Origin of the sequence: Streptomyces sp. NPDC127197 (assembly GCF_042672405.1) — a bacterium.
Classification (GTDB): domain Bacteria; phylum Actinomycetota; class Actinomycetes; order Streptomycetales; family Streptomycetaceae; genus Streptomyces; species Streptomyces flavusporus.
Genome location: NZ_JBHXVG010000016.1, coordinates 75,385 through 91,912 on the forward strand (window position 1 = coordinate 75,385; position 16,528 = coordinate 91,912).

The following is a 16,528-nucleotide window of genomic DNA, read 5'->3' on the forward strand; positions in this document are numbered from 1 at the left end:
TCAGCCCACGAACTCGACGTCGGAGGTCAGCCAGCGGCCGCCCTCGTGGACGAGGTCGAGCTGCAGCCGGTAGGTGCGCGCCTCCCCCTTGGGCACGGCCGTGTTGGTCACCTTGCTGTCGGCGACCACGAGCACCCGGGCCGAGCGCTCGTCGGAGCGGACGATGCCCGCGTCGAGGACCTGGCCTTCGGACACGGACTTGTTCTGCGCGACGAGCTCGGTCAGCTCCTCGGTCTGCGCGGCGAACTCCTTCCTGAAGTCGCCGGTGGCCCCCTTGAGCACATTGGCGCTGTCCCGGTCGTAGCGCCGGTAGTCGAGCGAGGTGAAGTTCAGCGCCGACTGCCGGGCCGCTGCCAGGATGTCCTGCCGGCGCTGCTCCGCCGCGCGCTGGTCGTAGAGCCGGCTGCTCAGCCAGAGCGCCGACGCCGTGCAGAGGACGGTCGCCACGATGAGCCCCACGGACAGGGCTCTGGAGCGTCCGGCCCGGGTGAGAAGGCTCCGGGTCGCTTGGATCACGCGCCCGCTCATGCCATCGGTCCGACGAGCAGCCATTGCCACGACTCCTTTCCGAAGACGGTCTGCTGGCCGCCCGTCGAGCCGATCTCGACGGGCGTTCCGTCCGGGCCGGTGAGAGTGCCGGTCTCCGGGTCGTACGGCGTGACGTACGCCGCCTGGTCGGCCCCGCTGCGGGACGACGCCCCGGGCGCGTTCTGCGCGCCGCGCACCGAGGTGGTGCTGCCGCGCGGGGCCGTGCAGCGCGCGTCGGTGTTCGCCTCGCGCGTGCTGGTGTCCGCGGGGTCGCGCCGGGCCGTGCCGTACCCCTGGGTGCAGGGCGGGGGGTCGTCGGCGTTCACCACCAGGCCGAAGTGGGTGGTGCCGTCGCCGGGGATCACGGTGTAGCTGCCTGCGACGACCACCGGGAAGGTGACCAGGGCCTGCTCCACGCCGGGCAGCCGCGCGAGCGTGACCTGCCCGCCGCTGATCAGGTTGGCCAGCAGCACCGACAGCCGCGGCTCGATCGACTTCAGCAGCGAGTTGAGCTCGACCGCCGCCGGTTTTGCGTTGCCGATGAGTTTGCGCAGGTCCCCGTCGCTCGACTTCAACTCCTCGGTGAGCAAGGCCAGATCGCGCGAGAACGCCTTGATGGACGAGCCCTGGTCGGCCTGCGTCTTCAGCACCTTCCGGGAGTCCTCGATCAGCGAGATCGTCTCGGGCAGCGACTCGGACGCGGACTCCACGAGCGCGTTGCCGGAGTCGACCAGCCTGCTCAGGTGCGGTCCGGTGCCGGAGAAGGCCTTGCCCAGCTCGTCGACGGTGACCCGCAGATCGTCCTTGCCGACCGAGTCGACCAGCCGGTCGAGGCTGAGCACGAGGTCCGTCGTGGGCAGCGGCACGCGCGTGCGGCCGCGGGGGATCGTGCTGCCTTGAAGCAGATACGGCCCGCCGGAGGTACGTGGCTGGAGGTCGACGTACTGCTCGCCCACCGCCGAGCGGTTCGCCACCACGGCGAGGGTGTCCGCCGGGATGCGCGGCGCCCCGTCCTCGATGTCGAGCGAGACCGAGACCCCGCGGGCGCCGGTCAGCCGCAGCGCGCCGACCCGCCCCACCGGGACCCCGCGGTAGGTGACCTCGGCGCCGGTGAAGATGCCCCCGGAGTCGGCGAAGTCGGCCTGCACGGTGTAGCCGCGGCCGAGCATGCTGTCCACCAGGCCCGTGTACTCGGCGCCGACATAGGACACGCCGACGGCGGTGACCGTGGCGAAGGCGAGCAGTTGGGCCTTGACCGTACGTGTGATCACGGCTGTATCCCCTTCAGCATCAGCTCCGCGAGCGCGAGGTCGATCCCCGGCGGCAGGCCCCGGTGGGTGCTGTGACCGGCGGTGCACACCGGCGGGCACAGCAGGTCACCGCCGGATGGTGCGGAGGGGGTGGCGGGCGCGTCGGGCAGACCGGGCGTGGGCGTGGGCACGCTCGGCAGGTCGGGGAGATCGGGGACGTCGGGAAGGTCCGGAGGATCCGGAAGGTCCGGTGCGCTTGGGGTATCGCCCTTGTCGTCCGGCTCCTCCGTCAGGTTGCCGTAGAGGCTCGCCAGATCGAGGTCCGCGGTGACGCTGAGGTTGACGTAGTCGCCCTTGATGGCGTCGACCGCGTTGCGCGGGAAGGGGTAAGTGGTGAGCAGCTCGAGGGAGTTGGGCAGGTCGTTGCCCGCCTTGTTGAGCTGTTGCAGGATCGGCCGCAGCTGCTTCAGGTTGGCGACCGTGTCGTCCCGGGATGCGTTGACCACCTTCGTGCCGGTCTTGCCCAGCTTCGACAGAGCGGTGAGCATCTTCGTCAGATCGCGCCGCTGGTCCGCGAGCACCTTGAGCGCGGGCGGCATCGTGTCCACGGCCTTGGCGATCGTCTTCTTCTCCTTCCCGAGCCGCTTGGCGAGCCGGTCGACGGCCTTGAGCGCGCGGACGATGTCCTTGCGTTGGTCGTCCAGGCCGCCGAGGAACGTGTCCAGCTCCTTGAGCAGGGACTTGACCCGGTTCTCGCGACCCTCCAGGGCCTTGTTCAGCTCCACGGTGATCGTCTTGAGCTGGGCCACCCCGCCGCCGTTGAGCAGCGCGGACAGGGCGGACAGCACCTCCTCGATCTCCGGGTTGCGGCCGCTGCGGCTGAGCGGGATGCGGTCGCCGTCGCGGAGCCGGCCCACGGGGTCGGTGCCGGGCGGGGCGGACAGGGCCACGTACTTCTCGCCGAGCATGCTGGTCTGCCTCAGCTCGGCGACCGCGTTGCCGGGCAGCTTCACCGAGTCGGCGACCCGCAGCTGTACGCGTGCGTGCCAGCCCTCCAGCTCCACCTTCTCGACGGCGCCCACGGTGACGTTGTCGACCTTCACGGCCGACTGCGGCACCAGGTCGAGGACGTCGCGGAACTCGACGGTGACGCGGTACGCGTGGCCGTCCGAGGCCGCCCCGCCGGGCAGCTCGACGTCGTACCAGCCGTTGAACTCACAGCCGGACAGCAGCAGCGAACCGACCGCCGCCCAGGCGACCGCACCGCCCTTGCGCAGCCCGCTCATGCCTTGCCCTCCAGGATTCCGCCGAGGGTCCGGTCGACCGTGCCCGACACCGCGGGCTCGCTCGGCACCTCGGGCAGCGAGTCGAAAAGCTTCTGCAGCTCCGTGCAGTCGGGGTTCTCGCCGCCCTCGTCGCCGGTCGTCCGCAGCACGGAGCACAGCAGGGCGGCCGGATCCTGCGGGTGCTGCGGGTTGTTGCGGGTGTCGAGGGTGCCGGAGGAGGCGTTGTAGGCGTTCTGCAGGTTCGACAGACCCGTGGGGGCGACCTCCAACAGCTCTTCCAGCGCAGCGCGTTGGGTGACGAGCACCTTGGTCACCTTGCTGAGGCCCTTCACGTTCGAGGTCAGCGATTTCTTGTTCTTCTTCACGAACGCGGACACGTCGCCGAGCGCCGTGCCGAGGTTGCGCAGCGCCGCCGCGAGATCCTTGCGCTCCCCGGCGAGCTGCTCCGCCACCTTGGCGAGGCTGGTGTTGAACGACCGCACGTTCTTGTCGTCGGCCGCCAGCGCCGCCGTGAACACCTGCAGGTTCTGCACGGTGCCGAACAGGTCCCCGCGCCCGTCGGACAGCGTGGTGACCGCCTCCGAGAGGTCCTTCACCGTCTGGTGGATGTTCCCGCCCTGGCCCTGAAGGTTGTCCGCGCTCACCCCGAGCAGCCGCGACAGGGAGCCCTCCTTGTTGGCGCCCTCGGGGCCGAGCGCCTCGGCCGTGGTGTGCAGGCTGTCGAAGATCCGGTCCAGCTCGACCGGCACGGCCGTACGCGACTCGGGGATGACGGCGCCGTCCCGCAGCACCGGACCGCTCCGGTACACGGGCAGCAGTTGCACGTAACGGTCGCTGACCACCGAGGAGTTGATGATCGCGGCCTGCGCGTCGGCCGGCACCCTGCGCCCCTCGTCGTACTCCAGCTCCACCCGCACCCGGCCGCCCTCCGGCGTGATCTTCCGGACCTCGCCGATCCGGACCCCGAGGACGCGGACGTCCGAGCCGGGATAGATGCCGACGGTGCGCGGGAAGTAGGCGGTGACCTGCACCTTCTCGGGACGGGGCCACAGGACGAGGGCGAGCCCGGCGACGAGGGCCAGGGCGAGCAGCAGCGCCAGACGTTTCCTCATCGCGAGCCTCCCGTGCGCGGCACCACCGGGGCGGCGACCAGGTTCTGGACGTAGGAGTCGAACCAGCGGCCGTTGCCGAGGGTGTTGGTGAAGACCCGGACGTAGGGCGCGAGCAGCTTGACGCTGCGGTCCAGGCTCGACTGGTTGCGTTCGAGCATCTCGACCACGCGGTTCAGGCCCTTGAGCGCGGGTCCGATCTCCTTGTCGTTGTCCTCGACCAGGCCGGAGAGCTCGACGCCGAGCGCGGCGGAGGACTTCAGCAGCTTGCTGATGGCCTTGCGTCGCTTGCTGATCTCCTTGAACAGCTTGTCGCCGTCGTCGACCAGGGCGGTGAAGTCCTCGGAGCGTTCGGCCAGTACGCCGGTGACCCCGTTGGCGTGGTCGAGGAGCTCGCGCAGCGCCTTGTCGCGCGAGGCGACCGTCCGGGAGATCTTCGACAGGCCCTTGATGGACGCCCGCACTTCGGCGGGCGAGTCCTGGAAGGTGGTGGAGATGGCGTCCAGGGCCGTCGCCAGCCGGTCGGTGTCGACCTCCTCGGTCGTGGTGGTCAGATCGCTGAACGCCTGCACGACGTCGTACGCCGGGACGGTCCGCGTCAGCGGGATCTCACTGCCGGGCTTCAGCTGACCCGGCCCCTTGGGGTGCAGCGCGAGGTACTTGGCGCCGAGGATGGTCTGCACCCGGATCGAGGCCCCCGTCGAGGTGCCGAAGTCCGGGTCGCCCTTGACCTTGAAGGTGACCTTGACATGGTCGCCGTCCAGGTCGACCTCCTCGACCTTGCCGACCTTGACCCCGGCGATCCGCACCTCGTCGCCGGGCTTGAGACCGCCCGCCTCCGCGAAGGCCGCGCTGTACCGCTCGCCGTCGCCGATCACCGGAAGGGAGTCGGCGTTGAACGCCGCCACGGTGAGCAGCGCGAGGGTGGTCAGACCGACGGCGCCGATCGTGACGGGATTGCGCTCACGGAAGGGGGTGAGGCGCGGTCGCCCTCCGATCCGCGGGAGCCGGATGCGCGGCAGCCGCGGAGGGTCGATGCGCACCTTGACCAGCGGCTCGGGGCGAGGCCTGCGTTTCCTGCGCAGCGGGATGGTCATCCGGCGCACCTCGCCCTCGCCACGTGCATCTCCGGAGTGAGCACCTCACGCGTCTTCGGCAGCACGATCCGGCCGTCGAAGTCGCAGAGGTAGAAGTTGAACCACGAGCCGTAGGACGCCGTCCCGGTCAGCTCGTTGAGCTTGTTCGGCAGCCGCTTCAGGACGCCCTCCACGGTCTTCTCGTTCCTGTTCAGCGTTCCGGTGAGCTCGGTCAGCTCGGCGATGTCGTCCTTGAGCGGCGGGCGGGCGTCCGCGAGGAGCCCCGACGTCGCCTCCGTCAGGTCGCCGATGCTCACCAGCGACTTCCCGATGGGCTTGCGGTCGGCGGACAGCCCCGAGATCACCCGGCGCAACTGCTTGAGCAGCCCGGAGAAGCGGGCGCCGCGCTTGTCGAGCGTCTCCAGCACGGTGTTGAGGTTGTCGATCACGGAGCCGATCAGCTGGTCGCGGCCGGCGAGTGTGGTGGTGAGCGACGCCGTGTGCGCGAGCAGGCTGTTGACCGTGCCGCCCTCGCCCTGGAGGGTCTTGATGATCTCGGTGGCGAGCTGGTTGACGTCCTTGGGGCTGAGCGCGGCGAACAGTGGCTTGAAGCCGTTCAGCAGCGCGTTCAGGTCCAGCGCGGGCTGCGTCCGCGACAGCGGGATCGTCGCGCCGGGCCGCAGCCGGGTGCCGTCACCCGCACCCTCGGTCAGGGCGACGTACCGCTGCCCGACGAGGTTCCGGTAGCGGATGACCGCGCCGGTGCCGGTCAGCAGCGGGCGTTTCTGGGTCACCGTGAAGGTGACCTCCGCCCGGGTCCGGTCCTTGATCCGGATGCCCTCGACCTCACCGACCCGCACCCCGGCCACCCGGATGTCGTCGCCCTCCTCCAGGCCGGTGACGTCGCTGAACACCGCGCGATACGTGTCCTTGGGCGTGAAGGAGAGGTTGCCGATGGTGGCGGCCAGCAGGGCCGTCGCCAGGATCGTCACCAGTGCGAAGAGGCTGAACTTGATCAGCGGTCCGGCGGTCCGGCGCGCCTTCGTCGTGCTGCTGCTCATGCGACGCTCACCGCCGTCCCGCGTGCCATCGGCCCGAACAGCAGCGTCGCGACCGGCGGCACCTCGTCGGCAGGCACGCCCAGGACAGGTGCCACGAGCGAGCCGACGGCGCGCTGCTCGGCCCGGGTACCGGACACACCGGACGAACTCGCCGCGGCCGTACCGTCGTTGAGGTGGGGCTTGGGTCCGGGCACCGGAGGGTGGGGCATGTCGCGGCAGTTGGGCCCCGACCGCTCGCCGTAGTGGGGCTCCTCACCGGGTTCGTACGCCGGTTGCTGCCGCACCACTTCGAGTGTGATGCGCATCTTCCCGCCCCGGAACGCCTCCTCGGAGGCCTCCTCCTGCCGGACCAGGCCGTCCAGGAGGCACGGGTACTCCGGCGAGTAGCGGGCGAACAGCTCCAGCGTGGGCCGGGAGACCCGGCCCAGGGTGATCAGCCGGTCGCCGTTCGCGGCGAGGAAGTCGTCCGCCGTGCGGGCGGTGGTCGTGGTCGAGGTGAGCGCTGCGGCCAACTGTTCCTTCTTCTCCACCAGAGTGCGGCTGGTCGTGACCGTGTTGCGGAGGATCTTCATCAGGTCGGGCGCCGCGTCGCCGTACACCTCGGCGACGTCGGCGAACCGCGCGATGTCCTCCTTCAGGGACGGCAGATGCGGGTTGAGCCTGCGCAGATAGGCCTCCACGCGCGTGAGGTTGTCGCCGATCCGGTCGCCGCGCCCCTCGAGCGCCGTGGCGAACGCGGAGAGCGTGGCGTTGAGTTCGCCGGGCTTGACGGTCCGCAGCAGCGGCAGCAGGTCGTTCATCAGCTGCTGGAGCTCGATGCCGACGCGGGTGCGGTCCTGGGTGATGACGTCCCCGGCGCGGATCGCCCGGGCGGACGAGCCGGCGGGCACGACCAGGTCGACGTACTTCTCGCCGAACAGCGTCTTGGGCAGCAGCCGTGCGTGCACATCGGCGGGGATGTACGCGACGTGCTCCGGCTTGAGCGCGATGTCGAGCGTCGCCTTCGTCCCGTCCGCGCGCACCTCGCGCACCTCGCCGACCAGCAGCCCGCGCAGCTTGACGTCGGCACGCCGGTCGAGCTGGTTGCCCAGGCTGTCCGCCTCCAGCGTGATCCGCACGACCGGCGTGAACGCCTGCTGGTAGACGGCGACGGACAGGGACAACAGCAGGGCCAGCACAGCGAGGAACACCACGCCGTACACCCGCAGTCTCACCACTCTCACCCGGCTCACCCCGCTATCCGTACGGTCGTGTTGGCGCCCCAGATCGCGAGGCTCAGGAAGAAGTCCAGGACGTTGATCGCCACGATCGAGGTCCGCACGGCCCGTCCGACCGCGACGCCGACGCCCGCCGGGCCGCCGCTCGCGTAGTAGCCGTAGAAGCAGTGCACAAGGATGATCACGACGGCGAAGACCAGCACCTTGCCGAAGGACCAGAGCACGTCGACCGGGGGCAGGTACTGCTGGAAGTAGTGGTCGTAGGTGCCCGCCGACTGCCCGTAGTAGCCCGTGGTGATGGTGCGGGCGGCGAGGTACGACGACAGCAGCCCGACCACGTACAGCGGGATCACGGCGACGAACCCGGCGATCATCCGCGTGGTCACCAGGAACGGCAGCGACGGCACGCCCATGACCTCCAGGGCGTCGGTCTCCTCACTGATCCGCATCGCGCCGAGCTGCGCGGTGAACCCGGCGCCGACCGTCGCGGACAGCGCGAGCCCGGCCACCAGCGGGGCGATCTCACGGGTGTTGAAGTACGCCGACAGGAACGCCACGAAGTTGGAGGTGCCGAGCTGGTTGAGCGCGGCGTACCCCTGCAGGCCCACCTCGGTGCCGGTGAAGAACGACAGGAAGGCGATCACGCCGACCGTGCCGCCCACCACGGCGAGCGCGCCCCGGCCGAAGCTGACCTCGGCGAGCAGCCGCAGGATCTCCTTCTTGTAGCGGCGCAGGGTCCGGCCCGTCCACGCCAGCGAGCGGCCGTAGAAGGAGAGTTGAGCGCCCAGGTCCTCGAGGGACTTCAGGGGGCGGTCGAGAAGTCTCATCGGCTAGCCCCTCTGCGGAACGACCTGGAAATACACCGCGGTCATCACGAAGTTCGTCACGAACAGCAACATGAAGGTGATCACCACCGACTGGTTCACCGCGTCGCCCACACCCTTCGGGCCGCCCTTCGCGGTGAGTCCCTTGTACGAGGCGACGATCGCCGCGATCGCGCCGAAGACGAGTGCCTTGATCTCGGCCGCCCACAGGTCGGAGAGCTGGGCGAGGGTGGTGAAGGAGGCCAGATACGCGCCCGGTGTGCCGTCCTGCAGGACGACGTTGAAGAAGTAGCCGCCCGCCACCCCGACCACCGACACCAGGCCGTTGAGCAGCACCGCCACCAGCATCGAGGCCAGCACCCGCGGCACGACCAGCCGGTGGATGGGGTCGATGCCCAGCACCTGCATCGCGTCGATCTCCTCGCGGATCTTCCGCGCCCCCAGGTCCGCGCAGATCGCCGTCCCCCCGGCGCCCGCGATCAGCAGCGCCGTGACGATCGGTGAGGCCTCACGCAGCACCGCGAGGACGGAGGCCGCACCCGAGAACGACTGCGCGCCCAACTGCCGGGTCAGGCTGCCGATCTGCAGGGCGATGACCGCGCCGAAGGGGATGGAGACCAGGGCGGTCGGCAGGATCGTGACGCTGGCGATGAACCAGGCCTGCTGGATGAACTCCCGCACCTGGAACGGCCGTTTGGGAACGGTCCGGACGACGTCCAGGGCCATCGCGAAGAGGCTGCCGGAGTGGCGCAGCGCGCCGACGGGGTTGAGGCTCATGCGCGGGCCACCTCCTCCTCCCGCCGCGCGATGGCCTGCCAGCGGGGCGGCCGGGAGATGCCGGGGCTGGGCAGCAGCCGGGGAGTGAGGTGCTCGGGATCGGCGCTCTCGCCGATCTGGGCCAGTTCCTGCTCGACCTGCGCGGCGTCCTTCTCCTCCGCCATGCCGATCGGTCCCTGCATCCGGCCGTTCAGGAACTGCCGTACGACCGGTTCGCCGCTGGTCAGCAGTTGGTCGCGGGGTCCGAACATCACCAGCTCGCGGCGGAACAGCAGCCCGATGTTGTCCGGGACCTGGCGGGCCGAGGCGATGTCGTGGGTGACGATCAGGAAGGTCGCGTCGATCTGGGCGTTGAGGTCGACGATCAGCTGGTTGAGATACGCGACACGCACCGGGTCGAGCCCCGAGTCCGGCTCGTCGAACAGGATGATCTCCGGGTCCAGGACCAGCGCCCGCGCCAGCCCGGCGCGTTTGCGCATACCGCCGGAGATCTCCCCGGGCAGCTTCTCCTCGGCCCCGATCAGACCGACCATGTCCATCTTCTCGAGCACGATCCGCCGGATCTCGCTCTCCGGCTTGCGGGTGTGCTCGCGCAGCGGAAAGGCGATGTTGTCGTACAGGTTCATCGAGCCGAACAGCGCGCCGTCCTGGAACAGCACGCCGAACAGCTTCCGCACCTCGTACAGCTCGTGCTCACGGAGCCTGGTGAGGTCCCGGCCCTGGATCGTGATCGAGCCCCGGTCCGGCTTGAGCAGTCCGACGAGCGTCTTGAGGAACACCGACTTGCCCGTGCCCGACGGGCCGAGCATGACCGAGACCTCCCCGGCGGGCAGCGTCAGCGAGACGTCCTGCCAGATGACCTGGTGACCGAAGGACTTGGTCAGCCCTTCCACACAGATCTCGACACCCATCCAGTCCACCCTTCGCCCGTGCAGTCACCCGTGGAGCAGCTCCGACATCTGCTCTACGGGGAGGGGCGGGGCGTCCGTCGCGGCGGAGGCGAATTTTTTTGCGGACGGGTTTGAGAAGGGTTACGGCAGGGGGTCCACGGGTGCTTCGAGCGTGGCGGAAGCAGTGGGGTGGTCCGGCACCTCTGGAAGATCCGGCACGTCCGGGGCCGCCGAGATGCCGGGCAGCTCGGGTACGTCGGGCACCGCGGGTACGTCGGGCACCGCGGGCACCTCAGGCACCGCGGGCACCGCGGGCACCTCGGGAGTCGGCAGCTCCGGCCCCGAGGAGAGGGGGACCTCCGGCAGGGACGGCACGGACAGCGGCAGCAGCGGACGGTCGCCCGGGGGCCGCGTCGCCTCCGGGGCGCCGGTCCTCGAGGCGGTCGGCAGCTCACGCGCGTCCGGGGACGTCTCCCCGCCTCCGCTGTCCGGCCGCTGCCACGCCTCCGGGACCGGGGAGACGGAGGGCCGCGGCGCCGTGCCCTGCCCGTCCCAGTCGTGGGCGTACGGCAGGACGAACCCCGCCACCGCCAGCGTCGCCGCCGTCCCGGCCACCGCCACGGCCTGCGCGTGCGACGCCCCGCGCGGCCTGCCCCGTCCCCACAGGAACAGGGCGAGACCGAGCGTGCCGGCCAGCGAGTTGCGCAGCGTCCGGCGCGCCCGGGCCAGCAGCGACTCGACCGTCCGGTAGCTCAGACCCATCCGCACGGCGACCTGGCCGACGTCCAGGTCCTCCGACTTCAGCCGGAGCGCCTCCGCCTGGCGGGCGGGCAACTCACCACTGCGGACGGCAAGCCACTTGGCCTCGGCCCGGTCGCACACCGCCTCCTCGACCGGCACCGGACCGGGCGCGATCAGCGTCGGGCTGGTGCGCACCTCGGCCTCGCGGTTGACCTGCCGGTACCGGTCCACGCACAGCCGGATCGTCACCGTCGTCAGCCAGGCGGCCAGCCGCTCGTCGTCCAGGTCGGGGCGCTCGGCCGCGCGCAGCATCGCCTCGTGCACGGCGTCCTCGGCGTCCTCCAGGGACATCGATCTGCGGCGGGCCACCCTGAGCAGATGCTCACGGTGGCTCCACATGCGTTCCCACCGGTCGTGGGCCGCCTGTATCTCCGCCGGCATGTTCGTCGCCATGAGGGCCCCTTCGCGCTCGCCCGCCGGTCATGTGCGCCCGGCGGGGGGCGACATTACCGCCCGGTAGTCGCGGTTGTGGAGGGGGCTGCGACCTTTGGGTTCTCATCGTTGCCGGGCAGCGGAGCCGTGCTGGGCAGTATGTCCTCGGCGGGTGGGGCGACTTCGGTGTCGGGGAGCGATGCCAAGGGGGCCGCCGATTCTTCGGCGGACGGGCTGCTGTGCGTCGGCCGTGGCTCGGAAGGGGTCGGGGACGGGGACGGCGTACCGGAACCACCGCCCGCCGGGCGGGCACTCGGCGTCGGCGACGGCTCGCGCCGCACCGGCCGGGAGGCCTCGGGCTCCGGGCTCGCGCCGCCCGCCGCCACGGCGTCCGGCACCACCCGGTGCCCTTCCAGGAAGTACGCGAACCAGGCCCGCACCGTCCGCAGGTAGGCCCTGGAGTGGTTGTAGCCGAGGATCGCCGCGTCCAGGTCGCCCGGCACGGACAGGTCGCGTCCGCCGGCGCACAGGTAGTGACCGGCGGCGAGCGCCGCGTCGAAGACGTTGTGCGGGTCGGCCCGGCCGTCGCCGTTGCCGTCGACGCCCCAGACCGCCCAGGTCGACGGGATGAACTGCATCGGGCCGACCGCGCGGTCGTACACCGCGTCCCCGTCGTACGCCCCGCCGTCGCTGTCCCGGATGAGGGCGAAGCCGACGCCGTCCAGCCGGGGACCGCGGATCGGCGTCAGGGTCGTACCGTCCGCGTCCACCCGCCCGCCGCCGGCCTGCCCGGACTCCACCTGCCCGATGGCCGCCAGCAGCTGCCACCGCAGCCGGCAGCCGGGCGCGGAGTGCGCGAGCCGCGTCTCGGCCCGTCGGTAGGCGGCGAACACGCTCGCCGGCAGCGCGCCACCCGCCTGTGCTGTCTCGGCTGTCTCGACCTTCCGCACCCGCAGCGGTGGGAGCTCCGTGCGGAACGGCGTGTCCCCGGACACGCTGGGCCCGCGCCCGGCGGCGGGTTCCGCGGGCGCCACCGCCCGCGCCGATGTCGTCCCAGGCGCCTGCGACGCGGTCAGCGCCGCCATCGCCGCCGCCGCGAGTGCCGTACCCCTGATGCCTCTGACCCTGTGCCCTGCCACGTCGCGGTCCCCTCCCTGTGGTTTCTCCTCGTCTGCTCTACGGGGCAGTGAGGGCGGTCCGTCGCGGGGATCCCGTGCCGGTGAGGGCTGCCCGGAAATCCGTGCAGGGCGTTAGGTTGAGCGCGTGCGACTGAGAGTGAAGCCCTGCCGCACGGCTCTGACCTGCGCGAACGTGCGCTAACCCGTCCTGACCTGCAAAAACACCCCTCGCTCGTTCGCGTTGCTTCGCAGTGTTCTCCGGGGGCGTGTGCCCTGGATGTGCCCTGTGGGGGACAGGCTGGAGGCGAGTTCTGCGTGGTCTGTGCGGTCGGCGGAGTCGGGGTCCGACTCGGGGCACGGGCTGCTGGGGTGTGCGGCAGAGGAGTGTTTGGGGAGCCGAAACGCAGTGGTTGTCACCTCGATGCGTCCAAGAGGTGTTGTGGCGCATGTGCGTCCAGCATTTGCTGCGCCGTAGTGGGTGTGAGGCGCCGACGGCCGCGAGTTACGTGGATGGAGGGCAGGGAGTGGCCAAGGGGTGGCCGGACGCCTTTGGATGGTGCAGCACGAAATATCGGTGCCGAGCACGGCGTATGTGGTCTGATCAGGCACAACAGCATCGCAAAGCAGGAACGGCGGGAGGCGGGCCGCACCGTGCTGGACGATGGTGGTCCCGTCAGGGCTTGTACAGCGACTTCAGGCTGGTCACCTGACCCGCTCCGTCGAAGACCAGGTCGTACCCGATGCCGTCGTGGAGGCCGGAGTCCAGCTGGTTCAGCAGGGTGACGAACTGGGCCGGGGAGTACGGCAGCAGCTCGGCGCGGCTGACCCCGGCAACCTCGTCGCGAACCGGGCAGGTCAGCAGAGCCTGGGCGTCCTTGGCCATGGGCACCGTGGTGAACGGGTCCGTGCCCGGGGTGATCTCCCAGGTGTCGAACTGGGTGTTGACCTTCTTCTGGGCGGGCCGCACCGACAGATAGGTCAGTCCGTCCTCGGTCCAGGCCTTGTTGATCGTCACGAACTGCTGGGTGTCAGCGAAGGGGGCCTGGCTGGTCGAGGCCGACGTGTCCTTTGCCGCCTCGCTGCTGTCGGACCGGGTGCCCGTCTGCGCGGAAGGCGACTGTGTCTTTACGGCCGCGGTGGGCTCCGCGGACTTCTGACCGCCGTCCGACCGGGTGCCCGAATTCCCGGCGGGCGCGGAAGGCGACGCCTTCTTCGTGGCCTCGGCAGGGTCCGCGGACTCTTTGCCGCCATTAGGCCGGGCGTCCGTCTTGTCGGCCGACGCGGAAGATGACGCCGGCTTTGCGGCCGCGGCGGATTCCATTCGATCCGCGGGCTTCTGGCTGCACCCGGTCAGGGCAATGGCGCCGAGGGCGACAACGGTGAGCCAGCGCTTGGCGGTCCGGCGGCGTGAGGTGTTCATCGTCAACTGCTCCTGAAAACCGGTGTGGTTGGGTTACATGGTCTCTACGTCCCACACCGTCCACCGGGTTGCATCCCGGTCAGCTTTCTATTGTGGGAGTTTCACGAGCGCACCGAACTGTGATGTCGCCGCATCCCCACGCAAAGATCCCGGCCGATCAAGAAGATCGGCCGGGGTCTCGTCATCGTTCCCGAACGAACTCAGGAACTGCCGTTGATTACTTCACTGACGGTCAGCCAGAAGGCCTCCCTCAGCGATTGAATTCGGCCCTCGCCGTCGTAGTCGATGGCGAACACCCACCGCGGTCCGGTGCCCAACCGGCCCAGCAGTTCCCCCAGCCGCATGTCCCCCGGCTTCCCGTCGGCCACATGCTTCACCTCCACCGGGGTCTGCGTCGGCACGGTCACCTTGTGCACCACTCCGGTACGAAGCTGCTTCACGGTGGCCTGGACCGTATCCCCCTCCAGCAGCACCACGTCGTACACGTAGCCGATCTCGCTGGCGTATTCCTCGCCCGGGGCCGGCGTCGGGGGCACGAACCGTGAAGTGCTCGGCGCTGTCGGCCTCACGGCGGCTGGTGCCGGCTTTGGACCGAGCCCGACCAGAGACAGGACGCCCACGGCCAGAGCCGTGGTCAGTACCACGCCACCCGATGTCAGAACCGCCTGCATGCGCCGCCGCCGCTGATCGCCGCGTGCCCTGATCCGCTCCGCGGCCAGCGGCACGGCGAACCGCTGACCCGAGGCGGCAAGATCGGCGAGGTGATCCCCCAAGCCGGTCTCGTCAACCATGCTCCACTTCCTCCGCGGTCCCCATGAGGTCCAGGCGCGCGCAACTCACGGCCTGTATACGGACTGCAGCTTGGCTACCTGACCCTCTCCGTCGAAGCTCAGGTCGTACCCGACGCCCGCAGCAACCCCGGAGTCCAGCTGGTTCAGCAGGGTGACGAACTCGGCCTGGGAGGACGGCAGAGGCTCGCCCCGGCTGGCACCGGACGCGTCGTCGCCTCGGACCGGGACCGTCAGCAGAACCCGGGCGTCCTTGCCCATGGTCACCGTGGTGAAGGCCCCCGTGCCGGGGATGATCTCCCAGGTGTCGAACTGGGTGTTGACCTTCTTCTGGGCGGGCCGCACCGACAGATAGGTCAGTCCGCCCTCGGTCCAGGCCTTGTCGATCGTCACGAACTGCTTGGTTCCCGCCCACGGGGTCTTACTGGTCGATGCCTGCGTGTCCTGCGAACCCTCGCCGTCGTCCGACGGGGCGGCCGTCTGGTCACTGCCAGCCTGTGCGGTGTCCGCCGCCGCGACCGCGGTGGGATCCGTGGGCTCCTTGCCGTTCTCGCCGCATCCGGTCAGGACAAGGGCGCCGAAGGCGACAACGGTGAGCAGGCGCATGGTGGCCCGGCGGCGTGAGGCAGACATGGTCAACGTTCTCCTGGAATCCGGTGTGGTTGGGTTACACGGTCTCTACGCCGCACGCCGTCCCCCGGGTTGCATCCCGGTCAGCTTTCTTTGGGGTTTCTGCCGAAGCTCACTCGACGGTCAGCCAGAACGCCTCCCGCAGCGATTGGATTCGGCCCTCGCCGTCGTAGTCGACGGCGAACACCCACCGCGGCCCGCCACGCAGCCGGTCCACCAGCTCCCCCAACCGCATGTCCCCCGGCTTCCCACCGGCCACCTGCTCCACCTCGACCGGGGTCTGCGGCGACAGGGTCACCTTGTGCACCACTCCGGTGGGTACGGCCGTTCCCCGCTCGGTACGAAGCTGCTTCACGGTGACCTGGACCCCGTCCGCCAGCACCATCGCGTTGTACACATAGCCGATCTCGCTGGCGTACTCCTCACCCGGGGCCGGCGTCGGGGGCACGAACTGGGGAGCGCTCCGCGACGGCGTCGGCTTCGCGGCGGTCGGCGCCGGTCCGGGACCGGGCAGGACCAGCGACAGACCTCCCACGGCGACGGCAGCGGCCAGCAGCACACCGCCCGACATCTGTGCTGCCCGCTTACGGCGCCGACGCCGGTCACCGCGCACCCGGATCTGCTCCGCGGCCATCGGCACGGCGAACCGCCGGCCCTCGGCGGCAAGACCGGCAAGGTGATCATCCAAGCTGGTCTCGTCAACCATGCTCCACCTCCGAAACTCGGCCCGCCCGCGGATCCAGCTCAGTGTCGGCCAGAATCCTTGCCAGCGCGGCCCGACCCCGGCTCAGCTGTGCCTTAACCGTACCGACGGGACAGTTGGTCTCGGCAGCCACCTGCTTCACCTCCAGATCGCACAGGTGGTGGAGCACGATGGCCCGTCGCTGCGCCGCGGGGATCTGCCGCAGCGCCTGCACCAGCAGCACGTGGTGGGTGTCCGGCGGCGGTACGTTCGGGGGCGGGCCCTGGCGCCGCGCGAAGGAGAGCGAGGTTCGCACGCGCCGCCACCGGCTGACCGCCAGCCGCCAGGCCACGGTACGCACCCATGCCTCGGGCGCACCGTCCTTGTCCAGCTGGGCCCGGTGCTCCCAGGCCCGGACGAAGGCTTCTTGGACCACGTCCTGCGCCTCAGTACGGTCGCCGATCATGGCGTACAGCTGGCCGATGAGCCGCCCCACGCTTCCGGCATAAAAGGCGTCGAACGCTTGCTCGTTCATCCCCCGCCTGTGGTTCCTGATGGCCGTACATCTGTTCAATCATGCGAACGATGCCACCTGGCAGGCTTGTGGCGCAAGGAGCCCGTCACACCACCGAGACCTGCGACGACGGCAGCGTGAACGTGATCACCGACACGTGCAGGTCCGACGCAAACGACAGCATC

The 16,528-nt window shown here is 70.2% G+C and carries 17 protein-coding genes; all 17 read right to left on the reverse strand.

The features are described 5' to 3' along the window. Complete coding sequence (locus tag ACFVJQ_RS24480; protein ID WP_385786832.1) at positions 1–558, reverse strand: hypothetical protein; 558 nt, start codon at positions 556–558, stop codon at positions 1–3. Then, a complete protein-coding gene (locus ACFVJQ_RS24485) occupies positions 525–1,799 on the reverse strand; it encodes an MCE family protein (RefSeq protein ID WP_385786835.1) in 1,275 nt (424 codons plus the stop codon). The genes ACFVJQ_RS24480 and ACFVJQ_RS24485 overlap by 34 nt, the downstream gene beginning before the upstream one ends. Continuing rightward, positions 1,796–3,064, reverse strand: a complete 1,269-nt coding sequence (locus ACFVJQ_RS24490) for an MCE family protein (RefSeq protein ID WP_385786837.1) — start codon at positions 3,062–3,064, stop codon at positions 1,796–1,798. The genes ACFVJQ_RS24485 and ACFVJQ_RS24490 overlap by 4 nt, the downstream gene beginning before the upstream one ends. Next, on the reverse strand, positions 3,061–4,176 hold the full coding sequence (locus ACFVJQ_RS24495) for an MCE family protein (protein WP_385515170.1): 1,116 nt from the start codon (positions 4,174–4,176) through the stop codon (positions 3,061–3,063). Before ACFVJQ_RS24495 ends, ACFVJQ_RS24490 begins: the two co-directional genes overlap by 4 nt. Beyond that, positions 4,173–5,270 carry an MCE family protein gene (locus ACFVJQ_RS24500; protein WP_385786840.1) on the reverse strand — a complete coding sequence of 366 codons (1,098 nt, stop codon included), beginning with the start codon at positions 5,268–5,270 and terminating at the stop codon, positions 4,173–4,175. Before ACFVJQ_RS24500 ends, ACFVJQ_RS24495 begins: the two co-directional genes overlap by 4 nt. Next, the gene (locus ACFVJQ_RS24505) at positions 5,267–6,310 is read right to left on the reverse strand and encodes an MCE family protein (protein WP_385515168.1); all 1,044 of its coding nucleotides are present in this window, start codon (positions 6,308–6,310) and stop codon (positions 5,267–5,269) included. Before ACFVJQ_RS24505 ends, ACFVJQ_RS24500 begins: the two co-directional genes overlap by 4 nt. Continuing rightward, complete coding sequence (locus tag ACFVJQ_RS24510) at positions 6,307–7,533, reverse strand: MCE family protein (RefSeq protein ID WP_385515167.1); 1,227 nt, start codon at positions 7,531–7,533, stop codon at positions 6,307–6,309. Before ACFVJQ_RS24510 ends, ACFVJQ_RS24505 begins: the two co-directional genes overlap by 4 nt. A 5-nt stretch (positions 7,534–7,538) precedes the next feature. After that, a complete protein-coding gene (locus ACFVJQ_RS24515; protein ID WP_224739830.1) occupies positions 7,539–8,354 on the reverse strand; it encodes an ABC transporter permease in 816 nt (271 codons plus the stop codon). Positions 8,355–8,357: 3 nt separating this feature from the next. Next, positions 8,358–9,128: an ABC transporter permease gene (locus ACFVJQ_RS24520; protein WP_129801449.1), complete on the reverse strand. Its 771-nt coding sequence runs from the start codon at positions 9,126–9,128 to the stop codon at positions 8,358–8,360. Continuing rightward, positions 9,125–10,039: an ABC transporter ATP-binding protein gene (locus tag ACFVJQ_RS24525; protein ID WP_385786844.1), complete on the reverse strand. Its 915-nt coding sequence runs from the start codon at positions 10,037–10,039 to the stop codon at positions 9,125–9,127. Before ACFVJQ_RS24525 ends, ACFVJQ_RS24520 begins: the two co-directional genes overlap by 4 nt. 120 nt (positions 10,040–10,159) lie before the next feature. Further along, complete coding sequence (locus tag ACFVJQ_RS24530; protein ID WP_385786846.1) at positions 10,160–11,212, reverse strand: sigma-70 family RNA polymerase sigma factor; 1,053 nt, start codon at positions 11,210–11,212, stop codon at positions 10,160–10,162. Between the two features lie 53 nt (positions 11,213–11,265). Beyond that, positions 11,266–12,330: a lytic murein transglycosylase gene (locus ACFVJQ_RS24535; RefSeq protein WP_385786849.1), complete on the reverse strand. Its 1,065-nt coding sequence runs from the start codon at positions 12,328–12,330 to the stop codon at positions 11,266–11,268. Positions 12,331–12,982: 652 nt separating this feature from the next. Then, positions 12,983–13,729 carry a hypothetical protein gene (locus ACFVJQ_RS24540; RefSeq protein ID WP_385786852.1) on the reverse strand — a complete coding sequence of 249 codons (747 nt, stop codon included), beginning with the start codon at positions 13,727–13,729 and terminating at the stop codon, positions 12,983–12,985. A 200-nt stretch (positions 13,730–13,929) separates the two neighbouring features. Then, on the reverse strand, positions 13,930–14,520 hold the full coding sequence (locus ACFVJQ_RS24545; protein WP_385786855.1) for a hypothetical protein: 591 nt from the start codon (positions 14,518–14,520) through the stop codon (positions 13,930–13,932). A 45-nt stretch (positions 14,521–14,565) separates the two neighbouring features. After that, positions 14,566–15,150: a hypothetical protein gene (locus ACFVJQ_RS24550; protein WP_385786858.1), complete on the reverse strand. Its 585-nt coding sequence runs from the start codon at positions 15,148–15,150 to the stop codon at positions 14,566–14,568. A gap of 109 nt (positions 15,151–15,259) precedes the next feature. Beyond that, a complete protein-coding gene (locus tag ACFVJQ_RS24555; RefSeq protein ID WP_385786861.1) occupies positions 15,260–15,853 on the reverse strand; it encodes a hypothetical protein in 594 nt (197 codons plus the stop codon). Beyond that, entirely contained in the window at positions 15,846–16,364 is a 519-nt protein-coding gene (locus ACFVJQ_RS24560; RefSeq protein WP_385786864.1) for a SigE family RNA polymerase sigma factor, read from the reverse strand. Before ACFVJQ_RS24560 ends, ACFVJQ_RS24555 begins: the two co-directional genes overlap by 8 nt. Between the last annotated feature and the right edge of the window lie 164 nt (positions 16,365–16,528).

Bases quoted from the DNA above. Each gene is read 5' to 3' on its own strand.
- ACFVJQ_RS24495 (WP_385515170.1), bottom strand. From the start codon at position 4,176: ATGAGGAAACGTCTGGCGCTGCTGCTCGCCCTGGCCCTCGTCGCCGGG.
- ACFVJQ_RS24540 (WP_385786852.1), bottom strand. From the start codon at position 13,729: ATGAACACCTCACGCCGCCGGACCGCCAAGCGCTGGCTCACCGTTGTC.
- ACFVJQ_RS24515 (WP_224739830.1), bottom strand. From the start codon at position 8,354: ATGAGACTTCTCGACCGCCCCCTGAAGTCCCTCGAGGACCTGGGCGCT.
- ACFVJQ_RS24490 (WP_385786837.1), bottom strand. From the start codon at position 3,064: ATGAGCGGGCTGCGCAAGGGCGGTGCGGTCGCCTGGGCGGCGGTCGGT.
- ACFVJQ_RS24500 (WP_385786840.1), bottom strand. From the start codon at position 5,270: ATGACCATCCCGCTGCGCAGGAAACGCAGGCCTCGCCCCGAGCCGCTG.
- ACFVJQ_RS24525 (WP_385786844.1), bottom strand. From the start codon at position 10,039: ATGGGTGTCGAGATCTGTGTGGAAGGGCTGACCAAGTCCTTCGGTCAC.
- ACFVJQ_RS24520 (WP_129801449.1), bottom strand. From the start codon at position 9,128: ATGAGCCTCAACCCCGTCGGCGCGCTGCGCCACTCCGGCAGCCTCTTC.
- ACFVJQ_RS24545 (WP_385786855.1), bottom strand. From the start codon at position 14,520: ATGGTTGACGAGACCGGCTTGGGGGATCACCTCGCCGATCTTGCCGCC.
- ACFVJQ_RS24530 (WP_385786846.1), bottom strand. From the start codon at position 11,212: ATGGCGACGAACATGCCGGCGGAGATACAGGCGGCCCACGACCGGTGG.
- ACFVJQ_RS24555 (WP_385786861.1), bottom strand. From the start codon at position 15,853: ATGGTTGACGAGACCAGCTTGGATGATCACCTTGCCGGTCTTGCCGCC.
- ACFVJQ_RS24560 (WP_385786864.1), bottom strand. From the start codon at position 16,364: ATGAACGAGCAAGCGTTCGACGCCTTTTATGCCGGAAGCGTGGGGCGG.
- ACFVJQ_RS24550 (WP_385786858.1), bottom strand. From the start codon at position 15,150: ATGTCTGCCTCACGCCGCCGGGCCACCATGCGCCTGCTCACCGTTGTC.
- ACFVJQ_RS24505 (WP_385515168.1), bottom strand. From the start codon at position 6,310: ATGAGCAGCAGCACGACGAAGGCGCGCCGGACCGCCGGACCGCTGATC.